Source organism: Leptospira ilyithenensis (assembly GCF_004771005.1).
Taxonomy (GTDB): Bacteria; Spirochaetota; Leptospiria; order Leptospirales; family Leptospiraceae; genus Leptospira_A; species Leptospira_A ilyithenensis.
Genome location: NZ_RQHV01000038.1, coordinates 88,398 through 111,570 on the forward strand (window position 1 = coordinate 88,398; position 23,173 = coordinate 111,570).

18 protein-coding genes are annotated in these 23,173 nt (G+C 40.7%); 12 read left to right on the forward strand and 6 right to left on the reverse strand.

All coding sequences use genetic code 11. The features are described 5' to 3' along the window. Positions 1–139 precede the first annotated feature (139 nt). Positions 140–2,905, forward strand: coding sequence for a transcription elongation factor GreA (gene greA, locus EHS11_RS06300; RefSeq protein ID WP_135763548.1), 2,766 nt, complete (start codon positions 140–142; stop codon positions 2,903–2,905). Here the strand turns inward: greA and EHS11_RS06305 are convergent. Next, positions 2,878–4,692, reverse strand: a complete 1,815-nt coding sequence (locus tag EHS11_RS06305) for a M23 family metallopeptidase (RefSeq protein ID WP_135763549.1) — start codon at positions 4,690–4,692, stop codon at positions 2,878–2,880. The genes greA and EHS11_RS06305 overlap by 28 nt on opposite strands. Before the next feature lie 161 nt (positions 4,693–4,853). On the opposite strand from EHS11_RS06305, the gene EHS11_RS06310 reads away from it, so the two are divergent. From EHS11_RS06310 to EHS11_RS06340, 7 genes are all read left to right on the forward strand, one after another. After that, positions 4,854–5,405 carry an LPS assembly lipoprotein LptE gene (locus EHS11_RS06310; RefSeq protein WP_135763614.1) on the forward strand — a complete coding sequence of 184 codons (552 nt, stop codon included), beginning with the start codon at positions 4,854–4,856 and terminating at the stop codon, positions 5,403–5,405. Between the two features lie 60 nt (positions 5,406–5,465). Continuing rightward, complete coding sequence (locus tag EHS11_RS06315; protein ID WP_109019135.1) at positions 5,466–5,900, forward strand: Fur family transcriptional regulator; 435 nt, start codon at positions 5,466–5,468, stop codon at positions 5,898–5,900. Further along, complete coding sequence (gene tgt / locus EHS11_RS06320; RefSeq protein WP_135763550.1) at positions 5,900–7,015, forward strand: tRNA guanosine(34) transglycosylase Tgt; 1,116 nt, start codon at positions 5,900–5,902, stop codon at positions 7,013–7,015. Before EHS11_RS06315 ends, tgt begins: the two co-directional genes overlap by 1 nt. 93 nt (positions 7,016–7,108) lie before the next feature. Beyond that, positions 7,109–7,444 (forward strand): STAS domain-containing protein, encoded by a 336-nt coding sequence (locus EHS11_RS06325; RefSeq protein ID WP_109019137.1) that lies wholly within the window; start codon positions 7,109–7,111, stop codon positions 7,442–7,444. Between the two features lie 58 nt (positions 7,445–7,502). Further along, positions 7,503–8,954 (forward strand): LysM peptidoglycan-binding domain-containing protein, encoded by a 1,452-nt coding sequence (locus EHS11_RS06330; protein ID WP_135763551.1) that lies wholly within the window; start codon positions 7,503–7,505, stop codon positions 8,952–8,954. 72 nt (positions 8,955–9,026) lie between these two features. Beyond that, entirely contained in the window at positions 9,027–9,893 is an 867-nt protein-coding gene (nadC, locus tag EHS11_RS06335) for a carboxylating nicotinate-nucleotide diphosphorylase (RefSeq protein ID WP_135763552.1), read from the forward strand. Then, positions 9,893–11,953, forward strand: coding sequence for a RelA/SpoT family protein (locus EHS11_RS06340; protein ID WP_135763553.1), 2,061 nt, complete (start codon positions 9,893–9,895; stop codon positions 11,951–11,953). Before nadC ends, EHS11_RS06340 begins: the two co-directional genes overlap by 1 nt. Here EHS11_RS06340 and EHS11_RS06345 read toward each other — a convergent pair. Beyond that, a complete protein-coding gene (locus EHS11_RS06345; RefSeq protein WP_135763554.1) occupies positions 11,943–13,259 on the reverse strand; it encodes an alpha-amylase family protein in 1,317 nt (438 codons plus the stop codon). The two genes, EHS11_RS06340 and EHS11_RS06345, sit on opposite strands and share 11 nt — an antisense overlap. Before the next feature lie 119 nt (positions 13,260–13,378). Here EHS11_RS06345 and EHS11_RS06350 point away from each other — a divergent pair, with 119 nt between their 5' ends. The 4 genes from EHS11_RS06350 to EHS11_RS06365 are packed head-to-tail and all read left to right on the forward strand — an operon-like array spanning position 13,379 to position 18,673. Further along, positions 13,379–15,205, forward strand: a complete 1,827-nt coding sequence (locus EHS11_RS06350) for an extracellular solute-binding protein (protein WP_135763555.1) — start codon at positions 13,379–13,381, stop codon at positions 15,203–15,205. After that, positions 15,206–16,291, forward strand: a complete 1,086-nt coding sequence (locus tag EHS11_RS06355) for a hypothetical protein (RefSeq protein ID WP_135763556.1) — start codon at positions 15,206–15,208, stop codon at positions 16,289–16,291. It begins immediately after the preceding gene. A gap of 34 nt (positions 16,292–16,325) precedes the next feature. Further along, complete coding sequence (locus EHS11_RS06360; protein WP_135763557.1) at positions 16,326–17,891, forward strand: hypothetical protein; 1,566 nt, start codon at positions 16,326–16,328, stop codon at positions 17,889–17,891. Next, entirely contained in the window at positions 17,888–18,673 is a 786-nt protein-coding gene (locus EHS11_RS06365; protein WP_135763558.1) for a purine nucleoside phosphorylase YfiH/LACC1 family protein, read from the forward strand. Before EHS11_RS06360 ends, EHS11_RS06365 begins: the two co-directional genes overlap by 4 nt. Here the strand turns inward: EHS11_RS06365 and EHS11_RS06370 are convergent. From EHS11_RS06370 to EHS11_RS06385, 4 genes are read right to left on the reverse strand one after another with little or no spacing between them, the layout of a single operon-like run. Then, entirely contained in the window at positions 18,654–19,064 is a 411-nt protein-coding gene (locus EHS11_RS06370; RefSeq protein ID WP_135763559.1) for a response regulator, read from the reverse strand. The genes EHS11_RS06365 and EHS11_RS06370 overlap by 20 nt on opposite strands. 21 nt (positions 19,065–19,085) lie before the next feature. After that, on the reverse strand, positions 19,086–20,162 hold the full coding sequence (gene leuB, locus EHS11_RS06375; RefSeq protein ID WP_135763560.1) for a 3-isopropylmalate dehydrogenase: 1,077 nt from the start codon (positions 20,160–20,162) through the stop codon (positions 19,086–19,088). Positions 20,163–20,164: 2 nt separating this feature from the next. Then, on the reverse strand, positions 20,165–21,382 hold the full coding sequence (locus EHS11_RS06380) for an aspartate aminotransferase family protein (protein ID WP_425460552.1): 1,218 nt from the start codon (positions 21,380–21,382) through the stop codon (positions 20,165–20,167). Beyond that, on the reverse strand, positions 21,370–23,133 hold the full coding sequence (locus tag EHS11_RS06385) for a phospho-sugar mutase (protein WP_135763562.1): 1,764 nt from the start codon (positions 23,131–23,133) through the stop codon (positions 21,370–21,372). Before EHS11_RS06385 ends, EHS11_RS06380 begins: the two co-directional genes overlap by 13 nt. Positions 23,134–23,173 lie beyond the last annotated feature (40 nt).

Below are 23,173 nucleotides of genomic sequence, written 5' to 3' on the forward strand. Positions count from 1 at the left end.
TGTACTTTACAAGAACAAGACTATGCTGGATTCTTACTTATAGGACTGTTCTTTTTGCGTACTCATCGCTAAAAATACCGTAACAACGTTAGAACATTAACCACCCTTTATTGGAAATACGAAGAGGGAGATTCTTCTCATGCCCGAGACTATTACTGAAGACAAAACGAACAAAACAGCCGATTCTGATAAACTGACAGCGCTATTCAACGAAGAAATTTATGTACGCGCCGACGCTAGTTCTGTTCCTGCTTCCAAATTCAAAATCTATGATGATATTATTGAGGCGTACAAAGCCGAAGATAAGCTAGCAGCAGCAAAACAAAAGATAGAAGACCATTTCAAAGAACATCCGGAATCCATTTCAGCAAAATATATGCTGATGATTTTGTCGTTCATGGAAGATCCCATGGGCGATGCGAACCTAGTTAAGAATATTTTAGATTCCTTTAAGGCTCATGGAAAATGGACCATCATCGAATACATCACTGATTCTATCTTGAAGTTTGGTGATCATAGACTTGCTCTTCGTGTGAAAGCGGAAGCCCTTGACAAACTGAAAAAGAATAAAGAACTCAAAGTGGTTCTGGAAAAATTAGCAAAACAAGACAAAAAGAATCCGGAGATCGCAAAAAAATACGCCCTCACCATTATGGAAGAGGACAGACCTAAGGCGATTTCCTATCTCAAACAGGCAGCAGAGATCTTTGCAAAAAACAAAGATTATGCGCAAATGGAAGAGATCTGGCCGATACTCGTTACCAACAATTACGAAGATGTTTCTTTCTTCGACAAAATCGAACGAATTTTATTATCTCAACGTGAAAAAACAAGGTTAGTCGGTCTTTTGTATCCTATCGTCGAACCATTCAAACAAATGGAAGAATGGGACAAGGTTATCTACTTCCTTAAAAAGATCCTGGAACACGAAGCTGCTTCTCAAAAAGCAAGAAACGAACTGATCCGTTCTTATAAACAAAAATACGCAAATCACTCGTTGCTTGAAGACTTCCTCAAGATGAGTGAGCTCGGTAACAACCGTAAGCCTGTTAAGGTTTGTATCACCAACTTTGAGAGAAATATCGTATTTGATACCGACAATTACGTAATGCACCGAAATTGGGGAGTCGGTAAGATCACTTCCATTTCCCAAACAGGCGATTCCATCTTTGTTGATTTTGCCGAAAAGAAAGAACACAAACTTTCCATTCAGATGGCGATCACTTCTCTCAAACCTTTGAAGAAAGATCATATTTGGGTGCAACATTACGAAAACAAAGCGGGAGTGATTTCGCTTTTCCAAGACAACTTGGCCGAGTTCCTGACTCAATTGTTGAAATCTTATGATAATAAGATGTTAGTTGCCGATATGAAGAACGAACTCATCGGCACTTTTCTAAAAGCGGAAGACTGGTCCAAATGGTGGGCAAAAGTAAAATCCGTTCTGAAAAAAGAAGCTAATATCGGTATGAATCCTAAAAAGAAGGATGAAGTGGTTTACCATGAAAAGGCGATCACTCATTCCGAAACGTTGACTCAAAAATTCCAAGCAACCAGTGACGTGAACAAAAAATTGGAAATTGCAATGGAAGCCGTACGTGATGCGGATGAAGCCAACGAAGCAGGTGAATTTTTTATCTCCCATTATGTGGATGAAGAAAATGCAAGAGATTCCGTTCGCAGACTTTCCGCTTATCTTTATTTGGAAGAAGCTGCGAAAGCCTGGCCTACGGAAGAGTTCTCCCATAAGATAAGAGAATCCGAATTGCAATCATTGATCCAGGGGCTTTCCAAAGAAGAAGCTCTCAAAATTTCCAAGTCATTGGAAAACACGGATATCAAAAAAGGATTCAAAGATTTAATCCGAGCGCATCACCCGGAATCGATCAATATTCTGATCGGCCTGTTATTCGAAGTTCCGGTAAAGGTAAACCGTTCTGTTTTCCAGAACCTTGTCTCGGATGAAAAATACGCAGAATTGAATCTATTCATTGAAACTGTTTCCAATAAGTCGAAAGAACATCCGGAAGTTTTCCTTTGGGTGGCAAAATCCATCTTATCTCATACTTGGAAGTTCGATTGGATGAATGTTTCCGAAGAAGGTTTGGTCATCCGAGTTTTCCGTATCTTGAAACCTTTGACTAAAATCGAAGACAAGGGAACCAAACTCAAAAATCAAGCAATGGATATTCTTTTCGGAAAAGACAATACTCTTTTGAAAGATATTCTGCAAAATGCGGATGATGAGTATGTTCGCAAACTTTACGCACTTTTCAGAGAAGTAACTTATGTTACCGATTTGGAAAAAGATCAATTGTTCTCTCTTATCAATGAAGTCAAACCGAACGTAGTTTGGGATGAGTATGAAGGTCAAGACGAAGTGGATGATGATCCTCTCTCCAATCTTCCATCCGATGTGGTGCTCGTAACCCGTCAGGCATTCAACGCCAAAAAAGGAGAATTCGAACATCTTGTGAACGTAGAGATGTTGGAAAATTCCCGTGATATCGGAGAGGCGCAGGAGAAAGGGGATCTTCGGGAAAACGCGGAATACAAAGCTGCGATGGAAAAACAAGTTCAGTTGCAAGCTGCCATTAAAAAACTGGAAGCAGAACTTAAGAGTGCCCGAATTCTGGATATTTCCGAAGTAAAATCGGAAAAAGTAGGAATTGGAAATACGGTTAAACTCAAGAACAAAAAATCAGGCGAAGTCGTCACTTATTCCATCTTAGGTGCTTGGGACGCGGATACGGAAAAGAATATCATTTCTTACCAGTCTCCTCTTGCAAAATCTTTATTTGGAAAACATGTAGGCAGCGAAGCGACTCTTGTGTTCGGGTCTACAGAAACTACTTATGAAGTTTTGGAAATCTCCCGTTATTCGCTTTCGGGACAAGAAGCATAAACATCGTTTTTCCAGCCTGAGGTAACGATCAGATCGGTAAAAGGCTGGGAAATATTTTCTGCAAAGTCGAAAGCCCTAACTTCCAAAAGAAGGTAGGGCTTTTCTTTGTACAGGCTTTTCGGAAGAGTCACTTTGATTGCCTTTCGATCGGGGTCGTATTCGTAGGGGTATGTTTGTCCATCTAACAAAAGATTTACTGTAGTTTTGAAGCCCGTTCCTACATCATTCAAAGCATAATATCTGTTTTCAAAACAACCGGAACGGATTTCAGGCAATTCTATATGGCGGGCAAGACTTGTCATAGGAGTGATGGAAGGTGGAGACATATCTTCCAAAACCATAAGGTAACCCAACTTGGACAGAGAGAAAGAAAAACCGTTTGCTTTTCTTTTCCCGGCAACCGAGCTGAATTTTTTAATGGAGGAATCCCAGAAGAAAAGTGAATCTTTGTTAGTTGGTGAAACCGGCAAAATCAGTTCCCCTTGTCCATCTCCTTTCCAGGTGAAATTGACTGATTCTATTTTATAAATCTTACTCTTTAAAATAAGTCCTTTGGGAATGGAAAAGGGAAGATCCGTAGCGTCTTTTTTGTCTTCGATTTCTATTTTTCCGTTTCCTGTGGATTCGTTTTTGGAGACGTCAAAGCTGAAGTGTTTGTCGGAAGAGCTTACTTTTTTACCGAAACCGGAAGTCCCTGAAACAATGAAACCGTTAGGGGATTCGTTTTTAATTATGATCTTGATATAGGATCTGTTGGATGATGCATCCCTTAGTCCCGCCTCAAGAATCTGTCCTACTGAAGAAGGTTCCTTGTCCAGATCGAAAGAAAATCCTTCTTCTTTCCAGTCTTTGGGTTGTTCATACATATGATAAAAATAAACGGGAGGGGAAAGGGAAGATCTATTGATATCATAGAATTGATGTTTTTTTGCGCCGTCTTCAAAAGAGAGATAGGAAAAATCCCTTCGGAAGATTTCTTTTCCGTTTAAAAATAAATCCATACCGTACACATTGTTCTTATTGCGGGAACGGATGATATCGTATCCGCTCAATCTGACTTTGACTTTTCCTGTTAAGGAAAGTTCTTTGATTTGATTTCCCATTTCATCAAACAAAAAATAGATTCCTTTTTCCGATTCTTTTGCTTCCAAAATCAAAGGTTTGGGAAGTCCGCCTCCTTCTATAAATAGGGAGCTTATGGTAGGAGGTGTGTTGTCTTTTTGATGGAGGTCTGGGAAAAAAAGAGGATTGATGATTCCTTTTTCGGTTCTGAATTCCAAATGTAAATGGGAAATCCCCGATCCTGATTCCCCCGTTTTTCCGATCGGGTTTCCTTTTTTGGACTGAAAAAGCCCTTGGGGAAGTTTGATCTGAAAACCTTCCTTTTCTCCCATCATAAGAAGTGCTATTCTCAAATTTTCCAAATCGGAAAATCCTCCACCGAACGAATGTAAATGGGCGTATTTGGATTTGATTTTATATTTAGGGCTATAAAAATTCAAAGAGAGCCCGTATCCCAATTTGGAATAACTGATTTCATCCACATAACCGTCGAAAGTTGCAAGAATGCTATGTCCATTGAGCCCGTAAGACTTAAAATCGGAACCAAGGTGTAAGTTGTGATTTCTGATTTCGGCGAAAGTCCCGGTGACCGGGGAATAATAAGGAAGTGGGAAACCTACATCTTCTTTGGGGATCTCCGGGATCGGATGAGGTTCGGAACCTAGAGACAAATCCGGCTGTAAAAATAAAATTCCGGAGATAAGTAAAAACAAAATGCGAATCATAGAAGGGCTCTCCGCAGAATGCGGAAATACTATGGTTCTCGCAAGGAAAAAGAAGAAATCCTGTCTCAAGCATTCACAAAATTCGATTCCATTCCCAAAACCTTTGACAGAAAAAGAAACTGACCTAAAATGGTAGGGGGTTCTCCTTAAATTTGAATATGATGCGATTTTTCCCATTCTTTCTTTTGGCACTGATGATTCCCTTAGTGATGGGCTGTGCTACGGAACCGGGAAGACCGCCAAAGATTGACGGAGTTCCCATACCAGATATAAAACGAACTCTTTACATCCAAAACGTCAGAAACAATACATATTCGGCAGGCACTCACACCCGTTTGACACAGATGATTGTCGAAGAGATAGACCGCAGAGGAAGATTTCTTGGAACCAGAGACAAATCCAAGGCAACTTATCGGCTTTATTCTGAAATCGTCCACTACCAGGCAGTAGGGGATTTGATGGATCTAGCCGACCAGCAGATTACCACGGAGCTATTTGTAGTCACAAGAATTGAGCTTGTAGAGGCTGAGTCCGGTCGGAAATTACCTATGGAAAGAAATGAAATTCCGGGTAGAGCGTTTTATTCTACTCAGATCGGATACAGGGAATCGGAAGTGGAAGCCCAGAATCGGCTCCTTAGAGTCATGGCTTTGCGGATTGCTGAGGAAGCGGAAAGGTCCTGGTACTATTCACTTTCCGGAAAAATCAATTGATATTTACTATAAGTAGGGAGAACGACATTGTCTGAGGAAGAATCGCTTACAGAAGACACAATGAAAGAAATGCAGGCCTTCGAAGAATATTTGAAGGAGAAGGGTTTAAAAATTACGAACCAACGTTTGCTCGTTGCTCAGAAGATTTTTTCATCGCATAATCATTTTACCGCGGAAGGTCTTTTGGATGAACTAAAGGACAATCGGGATCGCATTTCCAAAGCAACTATCTACCGAATCCTTTCCATTATGGTGGAAGCAGGCCTTTTGGAAGAGCATGATTTCGGGAAAGATTACAAATATTACGAACATATCATCGGGCATGCGCATCACGATCATATCATCTGCATCCAATGCGGAAAGATCGTAGAGTTTGTGGATGATCGAATTGAAGAATTGCAAACCAACGCTGCCAAACAAAACGGATTTGTCATCACCGGCCATAGTTTGAATATTTTCGGAATTTGCGAAGCTTGCCAAAATAAAAAGAAATAGTGCCTCTTTCCTTCATTCAAACTTCTAAAGACCCGAACTCCTTCGCGCGCGGAGGAATTCTCAGTTTGGGTGACATAGAAGTGGAAACCCCTGTGTTTATGCCGGTAGGCACCAGGGGATCTGTCAAAGCACTCTCCTCCGAAGATATATTAGAACTTGGTTATAAATTAATTCTCGGAAATACTTATCATCTCTATTTGAAACCAGGCAAAGAGGTAATGGAAACCTTTGGCGGTTTAAAAAATTTTATGGCTTATCCGAACGCCTTGCTCACCGATTCGGGCGGATTTCAGGTATTCAGTCTTTCCGGTTTATTCAAATTCGAGGAAGACGGGGTAAGGTTTCAATCTCATATCGACGGAAGTCATCATAAATTCACGCCTGAGTCTGTGATCGATATGCAAAGAGCGATCGGATCCGATATTATGATGGTACTCGACGATTGTGCACCTTATGGAAGTTCGACGGAAAGATTGAAAGAATCCTTGGAACGCACTCATCGTTGGGCAAAACAATCCGTTGCCTATTGGCAAAACAATCCGAACAACCAAAATTTATTCTGCATCGTGCAAGGTGGTGTGAATGAGGCACTTCGCCTAGAAAGCTTACAAACATTGCAAAATATGGACTTTCCAGGGATTGCACTAGGCGGGCTTTCCGTCGGAGAACCGAGAGAAGAGTATGTAAGGATACTGGAAGCCCTATCTCCTCATCTGGATACCAAAAGACCCCGCTATCTTATGGGTGTAGGGACGGTAGTGGACATCTTGGACGGAGTTAAGAATGGGATTGATATGTTTGATTGCGTTTTGCCCACAAGAAATGCTCGAAATGGCCAGGTTTTTACCTCAAAAGGTAAGATCAATTTGAGAAACGAATCTCACAGACTCTCCACGGAGCCGATAGATCCCCTCTGCGAATGTAAGGTATGCAAGACCTATAGTTTAGGCTACCTAAGGCATCTTCACAAGGTGAAGGAAATCTTGGCTTTCACACTCTCCACCTATCACAACTTATATTTTATGAAACAATTCATGGACAATCTTCGGAAATCCATTGAAAAAGGAGAGTTTCAAACTTATTACGACCATTGGAAAAAATTATTTACTCCCTAAAATTATTAGGTTGACGTATCTGATTTTTTTTCATGCAATTGTACCGTCATTTCTACATTGATTGTAGCTTCACTGAGGAGTCTCTAGACACACATGGAAATCACTAGAAGGGAAAAAGATAAAATCGTAATCCTCGACATTAACGGGGAAATCGACCTTTACAACGCGCCAGAAATCAAGGATGTGATAGCAAAATTGATTGAAGAGCAAAAATACTGCATCGTTATTAACCTAGAGAAAGTTTCTTACATCGATTCTTCTGGAATCGGAGCTTTGATTTCAAGTTTATCCAACTTGAAAAAGTACCAAGGTGGATTGAAAATCATCAATGTTGCAGGTTCTGTTCGTAAAGTTTTCGAGTTAACTAAACTGACCTCTTTCTTCGAAATCTTCGATAGCGAAGACGAAGCCACAGCTGCATTTAAATAGAAAAGGAAGCAATTTGCTTTCTTTTCTATCAAAATTCCCAAGAATTAAGGAGTCCCAAATGGTGCAAAAGGAAAAGACGATAGTCTTTCTTTTGGCGGTGCTATTTTCTCTACCCGGTTTTATCAACTGCGGTCAGGAATTGCCTCTAAAAGAACTAGCCCTTGCCAAAGAGCAAGTGAGTCGTGCAGAAAATTTACAGGCCGAAAGTTATGCTCCGGAAGAATTTGCGGAAGCAAAAAGAAGTTTGAATGCTGCAAATGATTTTGCTGCGGAAGAGAAAGCTTCCGATTCCAAAAAGAATGCCGATTATGCAATTTCAAAAGCATATGATGCTTTGGAAAAAACGCTTCCGAAACTAGTAGCTAAGACCCGTGAAGAAGCAGTAACTCTGATTGATGCTGCCGATGAAGCGAACGCTGCCGAATATTCTTCGGAAGAATTTAAAAAGGCAAATGCTCTGAAAGAAGAAGGGGATGCAAAATTGGCTTCTGCCGATTCCTCTCTAGCTTCTTATTTGAGAGAAGAAAAAGACGGATCCAGCAAAGAAACAAAACGTACTCTCGCTTTGAGTGAATACGAAGCGTCTTATAATCTATTCAAAGATGCAAAACAAGCTGGCTCAGATGCTAAAGTGGTTGCTCTTGAAAAATCGGATGTACTCAAACAATCTGCCGAAGAGATCGAATCCAATTTGGACAAAGCTTCCAAGTATACAAACGGAACCAATCCTGCCGTCGAAGAAGAGAAAGCAAGAGTTGCATCTGCATTGGAAGATATCGACGCGGGAAAATTGAAATCCGCTGACGAAAAAATCAAAACTTCAAAAGCAGCATCGTCTGCGTTACTCGCAGGTGTTGTGAAAGACCATGCCAAAGCAAGAAACAGCCAGGCACGCGATGTTGTTGAAGATGCAAATTCCCGTTTTTCAGAGTTAAACTCCGATAGTTTGATCAAGTCTTCTCAATCCAAAGATGCTTACGGAAGCGCGCAAGAAAACTTGGGTGCTGCCAATGAATCCTTGAGAGCCTCTTCCACTTTGTTGGAACAGGAAAAATACGAAGATTCCATCGGACAATCGGAAGAAGCCATTCGTTTGGCTGAAATTTCCATCGACCAAGTGGCAAATTTAAAATCTCCCAAAACGAATCTTGCAGACAAAGGTAAAGATCGCGGAACAAGCGTTAAAACCGATGGAGATTCTGAAACTGCAACAAAAACTACCGATTCTACCAAATCAACATCTGAAAATGAAGGGGATGAAACTGGTGCAGGTTCCGGTATTATTTCTTTAGGGAAAGGTTGGAAACAATACACAGTGGAAAAACGTGTCCCTGCTGATTGTCTTTGGAGAATTGCGAAAAACAAAGAAATCTATAATGACTCAAAACTTTGGCCACGAATTTTCCAAGCAAACAAAGGAAAGATCAAAAACAAAGATTTGATCTTCCCGAAACAAAAAATAAACATTCCTCCGAAAGAAGGAAAACTGGGAAAACCACCTAAGAAATAGGTCTTTTGTTTTTTGAAAGAAAGGAAAAGCTGTCGTTAAGGCAGCTTTTTTTTTGCCTTTTTAGAAGGTGATATGACGCACAGAGGCTATACAGAACCGGTTGTTTCGGTAGAACCGGATGATTTTTCTTCCCTTGTAGATCTTGCCTGGGAAGAGGATCTTCCTTCGGGAGATATTACTACGGACTCTTTGTTTCGCAATTCGGAAAAAACGAAAGCCATCTTACTTGCCAAAGATGCAGGAATTCTCTGCGGAACAGATGTAATCGCTTGCCTTCTAAAAAAAACAAATCATACAATCCAATACTCCCCTTTTTTGAAAGACGGTGCCCGCTTGGGGAAAGGAAGTAAGATCGGAGAGCTTTACGGTAATCTTTCCTCCATTTTAAAAACGGAAAGGATTTTATTGAACTTTATTCAATACCTTTCCGGAATAGCAACTAATGCAGATTTGGTTGTGAACAAATATCCGAATTTGGTGATCTTGGATACTAGGAAAACTTTGCCCGGTTATCGAAAATTAGCAAAATACGCGGTTCACACCGGAGGAGGTTGGAATCATAGAATCAATCTTTCCGATATGGCAATGTTAAAAGACAATCATATTGCCAAGGCCGGCTCCATAGAAACTGCAGTTTCTTTAATTCGAAACCAGCGCCCTAATCATCGCATCGAATTGGAAATTGATCATTTAACACAGCTTAACGAGGCTATTAAGGCAATGCCTGATATCATCCTGTTGGATAATTTTTCCGATGAAGATACGAAAACCGCGATCTCTCTATTGAAAAAAGAGGCTCCGCAAATTTTGATAGAATGTTCGGGAGGAATCACTCCTGAAAAACTGGAATTCCTTTCCTCTTTCGAAGGGATAGGAGTGAGTATGGGTTATCTCACTCATACGGTCCGCTTTCTGGATATCAGCCTGGAGATTGAGTAATGGGAATCTACCAAGACATCAAAGACAAGTCCGAGTTATTCGAAGCTGTCGACAGAAGGTTGGGCCCTGACAAAGCAGGCTTGATTAAAAAAGCGTTTAATGTTGCCGATAGGATGCACGATGGACAAAAAAGATTGTCAGGTGAGCCTTATATCATTCATCCTTTGAATGTTGCTTCCATTCTAGACGAACTGGGGTTAGATGAAAGGGCGATTGCAGCGGGTCTTCTTCATGATGTAGTGGAAGATACTGAATACTCAAAAGACGATATGGCGGGTGAATTCGGAGACGATATCGCCGATCTTGTGGAAGGTGTTACAAAAATCTCCGAAATCAAATCCCAATCCAAAGAAACGGAAGCTGCCGATAACATCAGAAAGATGTTACTTGCTACCATTAAAGACGTGCGGGTAATGCTGATCAAACTTGCAGACAAAACTCATAATGTCCGCACTCTTAAATTTCAACCCTTAGAAAAACAGAAACGAATTGCAAAAGAAGTATTGTCTCTTTATGCTCCGATTGCCGGAAGATTGGGAGTCTATAAGGTAAAGTTTGAATTGGAAGATTTGTCCTTTCAGTCGCTTCATCCTGACGAGTATCAGGAAATAAAAAAAAGGGTAGCTGCTAAAAAATCGGAAAGAGACGAGTATATTGAAAAGATCAAAATCATTCTCAAACAAAGGTTAGCTGAAATCAATATAGATGCCAAAATCGACGGCAGGGCAAAACATTTTTATTCCATCTACAGGAAGATGGTTACAAAAGAAAAAACCTTTTCTGAAATCTTCGATTTACGAGCGGTTCGGATCATAACGAATGAAATCAAAGATTGTTACGGTGTACTCGGAATCGTGCATACTCTCTGGACTCCCATTCCCGGTAGATTTAAAGATTATATAGCCACTCCCAAAACGAACTTATACCAATCCTTGCATACGACCGTCTTTGGTCCTGACGGTAGACCTATGGAAGTCCAGATTCGTACGAAAGATATGAATGCAATTGCAGAGAACGGAATCGCAGCGCATTGGGCTTACAAAGAATCCGCAAATATCAGCCGAACTAGTGCGATTTTGCAACAAGGGGTTGAAAACGCATTCCGAATGAAATGGCTCGAAGTTCTTAAATCCTGGCAGGATCCGAATTTGGATTCGAAAGAGTTTATGGAAGAGCTTCAATATGATTTGCACGAAGACGAAGTATTTGTTTTCACTCCCAAGGGAGAAATCGTTGAAATGCCGAAAGGTGCAACGGTTCTGGATTACGCCTTTCGAATTCACACGGATGTGGGGCTTCATGCCCGCGGCGGTAAAATCAACGGAAGAATGGTGACTCTTCGCACCGAACTTAAGTCAGGTGATCAAGTCGAGATCATTACGGAAAAGAATTCAAAACCTTCCCCTATTTGGCTTCGGATTGTAAAAACATCTTCCGCCAGACAGAAGTTACGTGCCTATTTCAGAAGAATCCAGGAAGAATCTCAAAAGGAAACAATTGCTTCCGTATTGGAAAACAGTGCTCCGGTCATTGATGAAAATACTTTAAAAGAAATTAAAAAAGTTAAAATCAAAAAGCCCGTTTCCAAAACAACAGGCACAAACAAACCGGAATCGAAAGAATTCGGTGTTTCTGTTGCCGGTTGGAATGATGTTCCCGTTCGGATTGCCAGTTGTTGTACTCCCATCCCGGGTGATGAAATTATCGGATTTATCACCCGCGGTAGAGGTGTGAGCGTTCATAAGAAAGATTGTTCGACTGCGGAAAAACAAAAGGAATGGATGAAAACGATTCCAGTTCGCTGGGACGGTCCGGGTGAACCGATTCCACTTCAGATCGAGGTGCGTGCCAAAGATGTACAAGGGATTTATCTTTCTATGGTTGAGTCCATTTCCAATACAGAAACGAATATTCTGGAAGCAGGTGCGAGTTCCCATCCGAATGGGACGCTTACCGCCAAGTTTATGTTAGAGGTTGATCACTTGGATCAATTGAAAGAAATTTTGGAAAACCTCAGAATGATCCAAGGCGTTGTGTTTGCAGAAAGAGTTAAAAAATAAACCATTGGGATTGTTTTGCATTTAAGCTGAAAAACATTCCTTCCTGTTCTTTTTCCGAATCCGGTATTTGGAATGTTTCACCGCTCACTTGGTCAGTTAGGCTTTCCCTATAATACTCTTTCATGGGGATTCCGATTCTACCTGAGACGGGAAAGGTTTCCGGATTCCAGATCAACAATTCTTTTGCGGCTTCATGTTCCAGGATATAACAAAGTATCAAATCTGAAACAAACGTTTGTAAGGTTGGTATCGTTCTTTCTATTTTCCCTTTTCTTTTTTGAATGATTTCAAAAGCTCTTTTGTAAAATTGTTCTACAAAAATCGAACCGGTTTCTTTTTCCATTCTACCCATTTGCACTGGATTTTTTTTTAGATAACCTAGTTCCTGTTCTGCGTAATAAAGGATGATTCCCGGTAGAAAACTCAATACGGCAAAATAATCACATGATGAATTTCCGAAATGAGCGAACGCTCTTTTTTCATCGTGGTTCTCCAGGAAACGGATGGATTTGTTTTGGTAGTTCCTGTCAGCCTGCAAATGTTTTAAAACTCCGGCACCGGAACTTTCCGAAAATCTGTCATACAGAGTTTTATCGTAGGTGCCTTCAAATCCCAAACATTGCAATTCATACTCCTTATCCCAATAGGCTTCTGCATAGAATTTGAAACCAGGATGGATGGATTTTATTTTATCAATCATTGTCTGCCAGTAGGGGAGCGATCGGATCCCATGAGTTCTTTCGAAAACATCCGGCAGAGCTAACATCGCCATATCGCATCTCACTCCGTCACATAAAGAGGCGATCTCTATTAGAATATTCTTATGCAACCTTATCGTTTCTTCCTTTGAAAAATCCCATTGGACTGTATCCGTCCAACCGTCAAAAAAAGGATCTCTTCCGTGAACATACCTGTTTCCGTTTGTATGGAGAAACGAGTTATGATCGTTTTTTTCCGTTTTTAAAAAGCAGTCGGGAAAACGGTCTATATAAGGCGAATCGATGGAAAGATGGTTGGGAACAAAATCCAAAATCAGTTTTTTATTTTTCGAATGAAGCTCTTTCCTAAATGCAATGAGTCCTTGTTTAGAACTTACTTCGGGGTTCGGCTCATAAGAAAAAACCGCATAAGGAGATCCGATGACATCGTAATCCTGGAAGTCATCCAATGCTTTCCGGTATTCTTTTTGTAAACCGGGATGAGTGCTCGCAATTCTTTCGGATGCGGGGCTTTTTTTCCAAATACCCATCGGCCAGATCTCGTCCGCAGTGAGAACGGAAGGATTTTCCCAAAAAGAATTGGGCATTTGGTCCAGTTTACATCGGTGCCTTCTACAAAAAATCCTTGAGTGGAACTCGTACAACCAGGTTTGATGGAAGGGGTGTTTCATAAGAGACGACCTAAATTCTTCTAGAAGGAAAATAAATGCGCAAGCCCCTTTTGGTTTCAAAAATATTCGCAGCGGCGTTTCTGTTCGCTACCGTTTTTGTCCATTGTTCCGACTCTGACTCCGATTTCCCTGGCGGAAAGATTTCCAAACTCCCGGAAATTCCTTGGACCGGAGATCTAAATTCCATCCCAGCGCTTCTTCGGGCAGCCAATCCTGCCGCAAGCGAAGATGCTAAAAAAGGGGGAAGGATTAGCATCTATTCCCATCAATTCCCGAAGTCTTTGAATTATTATTTGGATCAATTCACTACCACCGCCAGAATATTTACTTCCATGTTCGAATCTTTGGTGATCTATCATCCTTTAACACTTGAACCTTATCCCAATTTGGCGAAATCCTGGAAGATATCAGCTGACAAGCGTAAGTTTACATTCTACTTGGATCAAAATGCAAAATGGTCGGATGGAAAATCCATCACTGCGGATGATGTGATATTTACTTATGATACGATCATGAACCCTGCAAATGCCACAGCAGTGTTTCGCATTTCCTTATCCCGATTTGTAAAACCGGTAAAGGAAGATCAGTTTACAGTTAGCTTTGAAGCTAAAGAAGTGCATTGGAACAATTTTAATGATTTGGCATCTTCCATCCTGATTTTACCAAAACATCATTTCGATGGAAAAGATTTTAATAAGGAGAACTTCGAGTTTCCCGTCGTATCAGGTCCTTATAAATTGATTGAGTCTAAGAAAGGAAGATATGTCAAATTGGAAAGAAGGCCGGATTGGTGGAAAAGAGCGTATCCGTTTCATAAAACCACCAATAACTTTGACCAGGTAGTTTATAAGGTTTATAACGAAGAAGCCGTCGCCTTACAAGCATTCAAGAAAGGAGATATTGACGTATATCCCGTATATAAAGCTTCCGTTTGGGTAGAGGAGGCCAAGGGCGAGATATTTGATAAAAATTGGATCGCAAAACAACGTTTTTTCAATTTAAAGCCGATCGGTTTTCAGGGTTGGGCAATGAATACCAGGAGAGAGATCTTTAGTGACAAACGGGTAAGAGAAGCGATGGCGGTTCTTGTAGATCGCAAACTCATGATCGACAAACTTGCATATGGTGAATATGATCCTACAAACAGTTATTATCCAGATTATTATTTCGGAGGAGAAAAAAATCCAAACACTCCTGTCGAATTCAATGTGGAAAAAGCGAGAAAGCTGCTTGCTGAAGCCGGATGGAAACCGAATGCACAAGGTTTGTTGGAAAAAAACGGAAAACCTTTCAAGTTTACGATCTTGGACAGAGACAAAAGTACGGAAAAATATTTTACAGTCTTTTTGGAAAAAGCAAAGGAAGTAGGTATAGATGCTAATATTGAAACTACTGACTTGGCTGCATGGAGCGCTCGTGTAGATAAATACGATTTTGATATGACCTGGGCGGCTTGGGGTTCGGGAGTTTTCAAAGATCCTGAAGCACAATGGCATTCCAAGTATGCGAGCGAAGAAGGGCAACCCAATCTACCCGGCTTGAAAATTCCTGCTGTGGATGTGTTGATTGAAAAACAAAAGTCCGAATTCGATTTGAACAAAAGAAACTTTATTGTAAAAGAAATCGATAAGATCATTTATAAAGAATATCCTTATGTTCTTTTATGGCATTTACCGAGCACACGGATTTTGTATTGGAGAAAGTTTTCCGCTCCGAGTCTTCCTCTTGGAAAATACGGAACGGAAGATTTCGTCACCGACTACTGGTGGTTTGACGAAGCTGCGGATTCCCAATTGAAAGAAGCAATCGCATCTCAAAAAGCTTTGGGAGAATACAAAGCAGTCGTTCCTTGGACTAAGTAGATGCCGGAGGGAGAAAGCCGTTTCAAAACGATTAAGGATAAGGTCTTCTCCCTTTGGAATCAATACCCCAGGTGGGGAAAGATTCCTCAGTTTTTGGAATTATTGGAAAAGGGACTGGATAAGGAACTTTTCCATGACCACGAAAAACAGGCGATTCCGATTCCCATCGAAGACCTTCCTGTTGACGAAGTCTTACGGCAATCCGGCTCTCTCAGAAAATTTTACGAGTGGGCCTTTCCTGTATCCCATGTATTCCGAATCACGCACCGATATAACAGAGAGTATTTGGACAATTTTCTTCCTCTGTCTCAGCAAGATTATATAGGAAGAGGTTCTTATAAATTTGTTTATAAACTTCCCTGGAATCAGGTAGTCAAAATCGGCAAATCTAAACTTCCTTCGGACGCTTTGTTCGGCTCCCTTTTCAAACAAGTGGGAAGAAATATGGATCAGTTTTTGAAGAAAGAAGAAATAGATTTAAAAAACTATCTTCAAAAACAAACCATTTTCGAATCCAACAGGGATGAGATCGAATTCAAATTCAAACGATTGGGATTGGAAAGATTGCATTACTGGAAATTAAAATCTTTAATCCCCGACTTGGTAATTCCTACCCGTTTTTTTATGGGGCTTCGCATTCGAAATACTCCATGGAAAGTCCCGTCTATCACTCTCACTCCTTGCGACCAGCAGACTTTGTTGCCCGGAAAACATCTGAAAGAGTTCACTATCAGAAATGAAAAACTGGATCAAAACGCGATTTTGGATAAATTTTTTCCCAAATGGAAATTGAATTTTGATACGCATCGTTTCGGAATCATTTCCCGTTCCAAATTGAAAAAGATTGCCGTGGATTTTAACCGGGTGATTGAAGTGACAAAGTTTCTCGCAGAAGAAGAAAAACTGATATTTGACGTACATGCCGAAAATATAATCATCACACTTCCCGACTTTGAACTGAAAATATTCGATTTTCATTTGTTTGACGACTTTCTTTACGAACCTTCCGAAGAAAATCCGAATCCGGAAATGGATCATATCAAACTTATCGAAGAGTTCATTCGTTCTTTTGAATTGGATAAATAGTTTTTTTGTTATGATAAAATTGAAAAACTTTTTTGTGAGATATTCATTTTTTATTTTATCCGCAATTGGCATTGGGTTTGCCATTTATAAATCGTATTCTTTGCGTTGGCTTTGTGATGATGCATTTATCAGTTTCGTATATGCAAGAAACTTGGCGGAAGGGGCAGGGCTTGTATTTCAATCGGGAGAGAGAGTCGAAGGATATAGCAATTTTCTCTGGACGATTTTACTTTCTTTGGGAATCAAATTTTCCTTCTCTTCATTAAACATTTCCGTTCTCTTCGGTATCCTGTCTTTTTTCGGACTATTGGTTTATTTTTCCTTCCAAGAGAAAAATAAATATCCTGCTCTTCTCCTTCCTATTTTCACTCTCCATCTTTCTTTATTTTACCATAATTGGATTTTTGCAACGTCCGGTTTGGAAACCATGTGTTTTACATTTTTCTTAAGTGTTGCTTTGCGGGAATGGGAGAAAGATTCCAAATATACAGGAGCTCTGCTTGCTGTCGTCAGCTTGATTCGCCCGGAAGGAGTTTTGTTTTTCGGAATTCATTTTTTATCTAAATTCGATCAGATCAAATCCATTAGCCATCTCAAACAGACATTGTCCAACTATCTCTTGTTACCACTTGGAGTCTTGGTCGGGATGGAGCTCTTGCGTATTGATTATTACGGAGAGATTTTGCCGAATACTTTTTATGCAAAGGCAAATCATTCCGGTTATTTCACGCAAGGGATAGGCTATCTTCTCTATTGGTTTCGGGCTTATCCTATTTATACTTTGATTTTTCCTTTGGTTATTTGTTTACTCGGTAGAAATCTTTTCTATCGTAGGAGAAAAAGTTTTTTATCGACCGCAGTGCTTTTGTACATTGCTTATGTGATTTATATAGGCGGCGATTTTATGGGAATGCGATTTTGGATTCCCGTTATCCCATATTTGTCCTGGATCGTATACACTCATACGAATGAATATTTGAAATTGATAAATTCTTCGGCAGCAAAGAATCAAATTCTTCCGAAACAAAAGAAGATCTCGGCTTATCTTTTTTTATTTTTGTTTCTGATCTCTCTTGCGGTGTACATAGATCCTTTTGGGAAACAAAATTCATTAGAGTCTACATGGAATGGAATCGGGGAAGAGAGAAGATTTTACGGGAACAAACTTACATTCGATAACGGTTATGATCGAAATTCTTTGAATGGCTTTCGAGTTGCATTTTTCGGAGCACAGGCTCATTTTATATACTGGATGCGCCCCGATTATGCATGGGAAGCGGAGACCGGCCTAACAGACAAAAGGCTTGCTCGTAAATCTACTAGTACTCGCGGGCGGGTTGGACATGAAAAAAACGCCAGTCTTCTTGAAATGAAAGAACGAAGATTGGATTTGGTCTTGGACGATCGTTTCCCTTCCGCTTCGTTGCCTTATATTACATACCAGTGGCGGGACTTTTCTTGGAAAATTATGGTGACTCATTACACTCCATTCAAGTTTTCTAATTTATGCGAACGGGAACATTGGGATTGTTCCCCGCTTTACAAAGAGATCGCTCGGAGAAAAATGGACACATCAAAGGATATTGATTTTTTACAATGATAGAAGATTCTCGCACCATTGAAGTTCCCTATGGCAAGATTCATTGTTTAACGCTCGGCAAAGATGCGTGGAAGGATACATTCCCCGGAGGTTCTTTTCCAAAAGAAGATGCAGGCTGGCAGTCTGCGACAAATATCATCGTTTCCAAATATACAAAACTTCCTACGGATAAAATCTTTTCCCTGCATCAGGTTCACAAAAGAGAGATTGCATTGGTGGAATCCGGTCGGATATCGGATTGGATTCCAGACCCGTCCCATTTTGACGCGATCATGGAAGATCATTTTCCGAATGAATCGGATAAGGCGGGAGACGGACTGGTTACTTTGCAGCCAAATACCGGTTTGGTGATTCGGTCTGCAGATTGTGTCCCGATCTTCTGTTATTCCAAAACAAAACCTATGATTGCAGCCTTACATTCCGGTTGGAAAGGGGCTTTGCTTGGAATCTCTGAAAAACTGATTCATTGGCTAAAGAGCCAGGGATTTACGGAAGAAGAGTTACAAGTGTTTGCCGGTCCTTCCATTTCCAAAAAGAATTATATCGTCCAATGGGATGTAGCAAAACATTTCATGAGCATGCCGCCCGGTGTTGTGATAGAAGCTCCCGGAATGGGATACTTACTTGGTGTGAAAGAGGCAATTCTCGTTAGACTGAGAAAGGAATTTCACAATTTAGCGTTGGATCCGCAAAACAATGAAGTGTTCCTCTCTCCTAAGTACTTTAGTCATCGTTCGAAAGAAGAGGGAAGAAATTTTAATGTTATATTTTGGGAATCTTAACCAGAGTTTCTTTTATCTTTTCCAGAATCTTTTCTCTTTTGATCGGTTTGATGATATATTCCATTGCACCGTGCTCCAATAGAGTTTTCACTACGCTGGGAGTATTTTCTTCCGAGATAAACATGATACGAGGCAATATCCCCATATCTTTTATATCCCAGAAAGCAGCATAACCGTCTACTTCAGGTAAAAAGATTTCGACGGTAATCAAATCAATTTGCTGTTTGTGTTCTTTGTACAATTGTAAAAGTTCTTTGCCGGTTTCTGCAATTCCAATGATCTTGAAACCTTCCGATTCCAAGATTTGTTGCAATTGTTTGGACTGAAACTTTGAGTTTTCCGCGATAAGTATATTATACGGTCTACCCGTTGGCGCTATTCCTGCTTGCATATGTCCCTCTGTCCTAATTCTTTAGATGGCGTTTTGGATTTCTTTCCCAATTTCTTTGGTTCCCAGAATTTTTGCGCCTTGTTCCGCAATATCTCCGGTTCGAAGGCCTTTTTTTAAAACAGTTCTGATCGCATTTTCGATTTTCACAGCTTCTTCTTCCAGACCGAAAGAGTAACGTAATAACAAAGCTCCGGAAAGAATCTGAGCAATCGGATTTGCGATTCCTTTTCCGGCAATATCCGGTGCCGATCCGCCGGATGGTTCGTAAAGTCCGAATCCCGATTCGGAAATGGAAGCCGATGGCAACATTCCAATGGAACCTGTGATGATGGATGCTTCATCAGATAGAATATCACCAAACATATTTTCACAAAGCATCACATCAAATTGTTTCGGTTTTACAATGAGCTGCATCGCCGCGTTGTCCACATAGAGATGATCAAGGGAACAATCGGAAAATTCCCTTTTGTGCAAATCAATCACAACTTCCCTCCAAAGAACGGAAGTTGTAAGTACGTTTGCTTTGTCGATACTGGTTACTTTTTTATTTCTTTTGCGGGCGGCTTCGAATGCTTTTCTTGCAATCCTTTCGATCTCTCTTCTGGAATATTTCATCGTATCATAGGCAAATTCTTCCGGGCCTGAACCCTCTCTGCCTTTCGGTTTTCCGAAATAAATTCCGGAGGTAAGTTCTCTTAAGATTAAAATATCCAATCCGTCCCCGATGATATCGGCACGAAGAGGGGATGCATTTTTCAATTCGGAATAGATAATTGCAGGGCGTAAATTGGCAAACAAATCAAAATGTTTGCGTAATGGAAGTAAGGCGCCTCTTTCCGGTTGTCTGTCGGGAGGTAGACCTTCCCATTTTGGTCCGCCTACGGAACCGAAAAAAATCGCTGCCGATTCTTCGCATAATTTTAAAGTTTCGGGAGGTAAAGGAGATCCTGTTGCGTCGATCGCCGCTCCACCAACTAATGCCGGTTCAAAGGAAAAGTCGTTTTTTTTAGAACCTAGTGCTTTGTTAACAACTTCCAAAGCAACTTCCATAACTTCCGGTCCGATCCCATCACCTGCGAGTACTGTTATCTTTTTCATTTTTATCCTTTTAATACCGATTCTAAAATATCCAAACCTTCCGAGGCTTTTTCGTTTGAGATGGTAAGAGGAGGCATGATTCTGATCACGTTGTTCGCTGTGCTGTTTACAACAAGACCTCTCTTCAAACATTCTTCCACAATCGGCCTTGAGCTTTGCGTTAATTCCAAACCGATATGAAGTCCTCTTCCTCTTATTTCTTTGATAAGAGGCGAATTTGCCTTTATATTTTCCAATCTTTGAAACATATTTACGGAAAGAGTTTCCACATGTTCCAATAAATTTCTGCTGAGTATGATTTTGAAAGTTTCATACGCCACAGCGCATGCCAGATGATTTCCGCCAAACGTTGTTCCGTGCATACCTCTTCCTATGAGAGGAGCATACTCGTCGGATACGATCATGGCTCCGATTGGAAATCCGGATCCCAATGCTTTTGCCAATGTGAATGCATCGGGAGCAAAGCCGTAATGTTCGAAACAAAACATTTTTCCAGTTCTTCCCATTCCCGTTTGAATCTCATCAAAGACTAAAAGCGAGTTTGTTTCTTCCGTTAATTTTCGTGCAAGGTTTACAAAACCTTGGCTCATAGGAATGATTCCGCCTTCACCAATGATAAGTTCCATCATCAGACCGGCTATGTTTTCTCCGTATTTATCAAATGCAGAAATCAGAGACTGTTCGTCATTGGGAGTAACAAAATGAACATCCGCTGCGAGTTCGCCAAACCCTTCTCTGATGGAGGAATTTCCGGTCATTGTCATGGAAGAGAAAGTTCTTCCGTGAAAACTGGAATGAAGTGCCAATACCACCGGTTTTTCCAAGTTTTTATTTATTCCATGTCTTCGTATCAGTTTGAAGGCGGCTTCATTCGCTTCCGTTCCCGAATTGCACAAAAATACTTTTCCGGGAAAACTGTTTTCTATGATCACTTGTGCCAGTTTTGCCTGCTCTTCCGAGTAATACAGGTTAGATGAATGGAAAATTCGATCCGACTGTTCTCTAAGGGCTTCTATAATATCGGCTTCTCCGTGTCCAAGGTTTGTAACCGAGATACCCGATTGAAAATCAATGTATTCCTTGTTGTCCTGGTCGAACAACAATTCACCCACTCCGTATTTGAAAGCTACCGGGTATCTGTTGTATGTATTGAGTAAGTATTTTTCGGTGAGTTCTTTGGTTTCTTGAAATTTGTTTTTTATTTCGTTCATTTGGTTAATCCTGCCAGTTTTAAAAATTCTTTTTCAGCGACGTTAATCTCTTTCCCAAGTTCATCCCAAAGAGGAGAAATCTGTTCTTCCGTTTTGGGAGAGGAAAGGGAGCGAAAGGAAGAGTAAACTTTTACTTTTGGTTCCGTGCCCGAAGGGCGGATAGTAAGTTTTGCATTTCCTGACAATTCCAATTGAATCACATTTGATTTCGGCATTCCTTTGAAAATACTTGCTTTGGCAATGCCTGCCGCTGTCTGTTTCCCGTAATCCATCACGGAAACAACCTTTCTATCTCCGATCTTTAATCCAAGTAAGTCGGTCTTGCGCAGATTTTCTATTGACTCTTTGATTTTTGCCTGACCTGAACTTCCTTCCAGAGTGAGAGAATACAAACTCTCCCGATAAAGTCCGTATTTCAAATAAATTTCATTCAGATAGGAGAGCAGGTCTTTTTTCTCCGCGAGTATTTCAATAAAGAGAAGAGCACTGGAGAGGGAATCTTTGTCTCTTACAAAAGGAACGGGAAGATAGCCGTAAGACTCTTCTCCACCAAACAAAAACTTGTCGGACTTTTTTTTGTCCAATGTTTTCATTTCTTCCGCAATGTATTTGAATCCTGTGAGCACATTTGCCATTTTGATTTTATTTTTTTTTGCAATGGATTCCTGCAGGTCTGTAGTCACGATCGTTTTGATCAGATGAAATCGGGTTTTTGATTTTTTGGAGGATACTTTTTCGCATAAGTATGCGGCCATAATGGAACCGATTTGGTTTCCATTCAGATATTCGTATTCTCCGTCTTTTCTTCTGATCCCGACTCCCAATCTGTCAGCATCCGGGTCTGTTGCGATAAAGACAGCTGCTTTTTTGATCTTGGCATGTTTTTCACATAACGCGAGTGCGTCTTTTTCTTCAGGATTAGGATATTTGACTGTGGGAAATTCACCGTCCGGTTTTTTTTGTTCGGGAACGAGGAATACGGATTTATATCCGAAGTAGTTTAGTGTAGCTTTCATCGATTCTCCTCCGGTTCCATGTAACGGAGAGTATACGATTTTCAGATTTTTTCTATCGGAGGCTTTTGCCTTGGATTGAATATTCGCTTTCTTTAATTCTTTTAAGTAAGACGCAAAACAATCTTTTCCGACGGAGGTTACATATTGTTTATAAAGTTTTGACTTGGGATCTACAAATTGGATTTGATTCCAATCGGTAACGGATACTATATTTCCTATGATCTCTGCATCATCAGGGGGTACGATTTGTCCTCCGTCTGCAAGGTAGGCTTTGAAACCGTTATAGGCAGGAGGGTTGTGAGAAGCGGTGATAACAATTCCGCCGCTCGCTTTATAATAACGAACTGCATAGGAAAGAAGGGGAGTGGGTGTCACTACAGGAAAAACTTTTACACTCACACCTAGGCTTGCGGCAATCCCGGCTGATACTTCCGCAAATTCTTTGGACATCCTTCTGGAATCGTAGGCAATGACAATGGATGCTTTTTTATTTGTTTTAACCAGATGACGTACAAATCCCAGAGCCGCCCGGCCTACAGTGTAGGTATTCATAAGTCCTACACCGTTTCCTATTTTGCCGCGCATTCCTCCCGTTCCGAATTCAAGGGGGATCGAAAATGCATCGGTAAGAGGAGTGGAAATTCCTCTTTCGAATTCCAACAAAGCAAGTTTGGCTTCGTTTATGATTTCGGAAGAAAAAGGAGATTTCGTCCAAGCAAGGATGTGGTCTTCTGGTTTCAACATAGTTTACATACTATCCTTTTGAAACTGGAAAAGCTGGAAA

What these genes read in the sequence shown, in the direction of transcription:
- nadC (WP_135763552.1), top strand. Translation starts at nt 9,027, where the DNA reads ATGACGCACAGAGGCTATACAGAACCGGTTGTTTCGGTAGAACCGGAT.
- EHS11_RS06330 (WP_135763551.1), top strand. Translation starts at nt 7,503, where the DNA reads ATGGTGCAAAAGGAAAAGACGATAGTCTTTCTTTTGGCGGTGCTATTT.
- EHS11_RS06305 (WP_135763549.1), bottom strand. Translation starts at nt 4,692, where the DNA reads ATGATTCGCATTTTGTTTTTACTTATCTCCGGAATTTTATTTTTACAG.
- EHS11_RS06385 (WP_135763562.1), bottom strand. Translation starts at nt 23,133, where the DNA reads ATGTTGAAACCAGAAGACCACATCCTTGCTTGGACGAAATCTCCTTTT.
- EHS11_RS06315 (WP_109019135.1), top strand. Translation starts at nt 5,466, where the DNA reads ATGAAAGAAATGCAGGCCTTCGAAGAATATTTGAAGGAGAAGGGTTTA.
- EHS11_RS06310 (WP_135763614.1), top strand. Translation starts at nt 4,854, where the DNA reads ATGCGATTTTTCCCATTCTTTCTTTTGGCACTGATGATTCCCTTAGTG.
- EHS11_RS06355 (WP_135763556.1), top strand. Translation starts at nt 15,206, where the DNA reads ATGCCGGAGGGAGAAAGCCGTTTCAAAACGATTAAGGATAAGGTCTTC.
- EHS11_RS06340 (WP_135763553.1), top strand. Translation starts at nt 9,893, where the DNA reads ATGGGAATCTACCAAGACATCAAAGACAAGTCCGAGTTATTCGAAGCT.
- greA (WP_135763548.1), top strand. Translation starts at nt 140, where the DNA reads ATGCCCGAGACTATTACTGAAGACAAAACGAACAAAACAGCCGATTCT.
- leuB (WP_135763560.1), bottom strand. Translation starts at nt 20,162, where the DNA reads ATGAAAAAGATAACAGTACTCGCAGGTGATGGGATCGGACCGGAAGTT.
- EHS11_RS06370 (WP_135763559.1), bottom strand. Translation starts at nt 19,064, where the DNA reads ATGCAAGCAGGAATAGCGCCAACGGGTAGACCGTATAATATACTTATC.
- EHS11_RS06325 (WP_109019137.1), top strand. Translation starts at nt 7,109, where the DNA reads ATGGAAATCACTAGAAGGGAAAAAGATAAAATCGTAATCCTCGACATT.
- EHS11_RS06350 (WP_135763555.1), top strand. Translation starts at nt 13,379, where the DNA reads ATGCGCAAGCCCCTTTTGGTTTCAAAAATATTCGCAGCGGCGTTTCTG.
- EHS11_RS06365 (WP_135763558.1), top strand. Translation starts at nt 17,888, where the DNA reads ATGATAGAAGATTCTCGCACCATTGAAGTTCCCTATGGCAAGATTCAT.
- EHS11_RS06345 (WP_135763554.1), bottom strand. Translation starts at nt 13,259, where the DNA reads ATGCCCAATTCTTTTTGGGAAAATCCTTCCGTTCTCACTGCGGACGAG.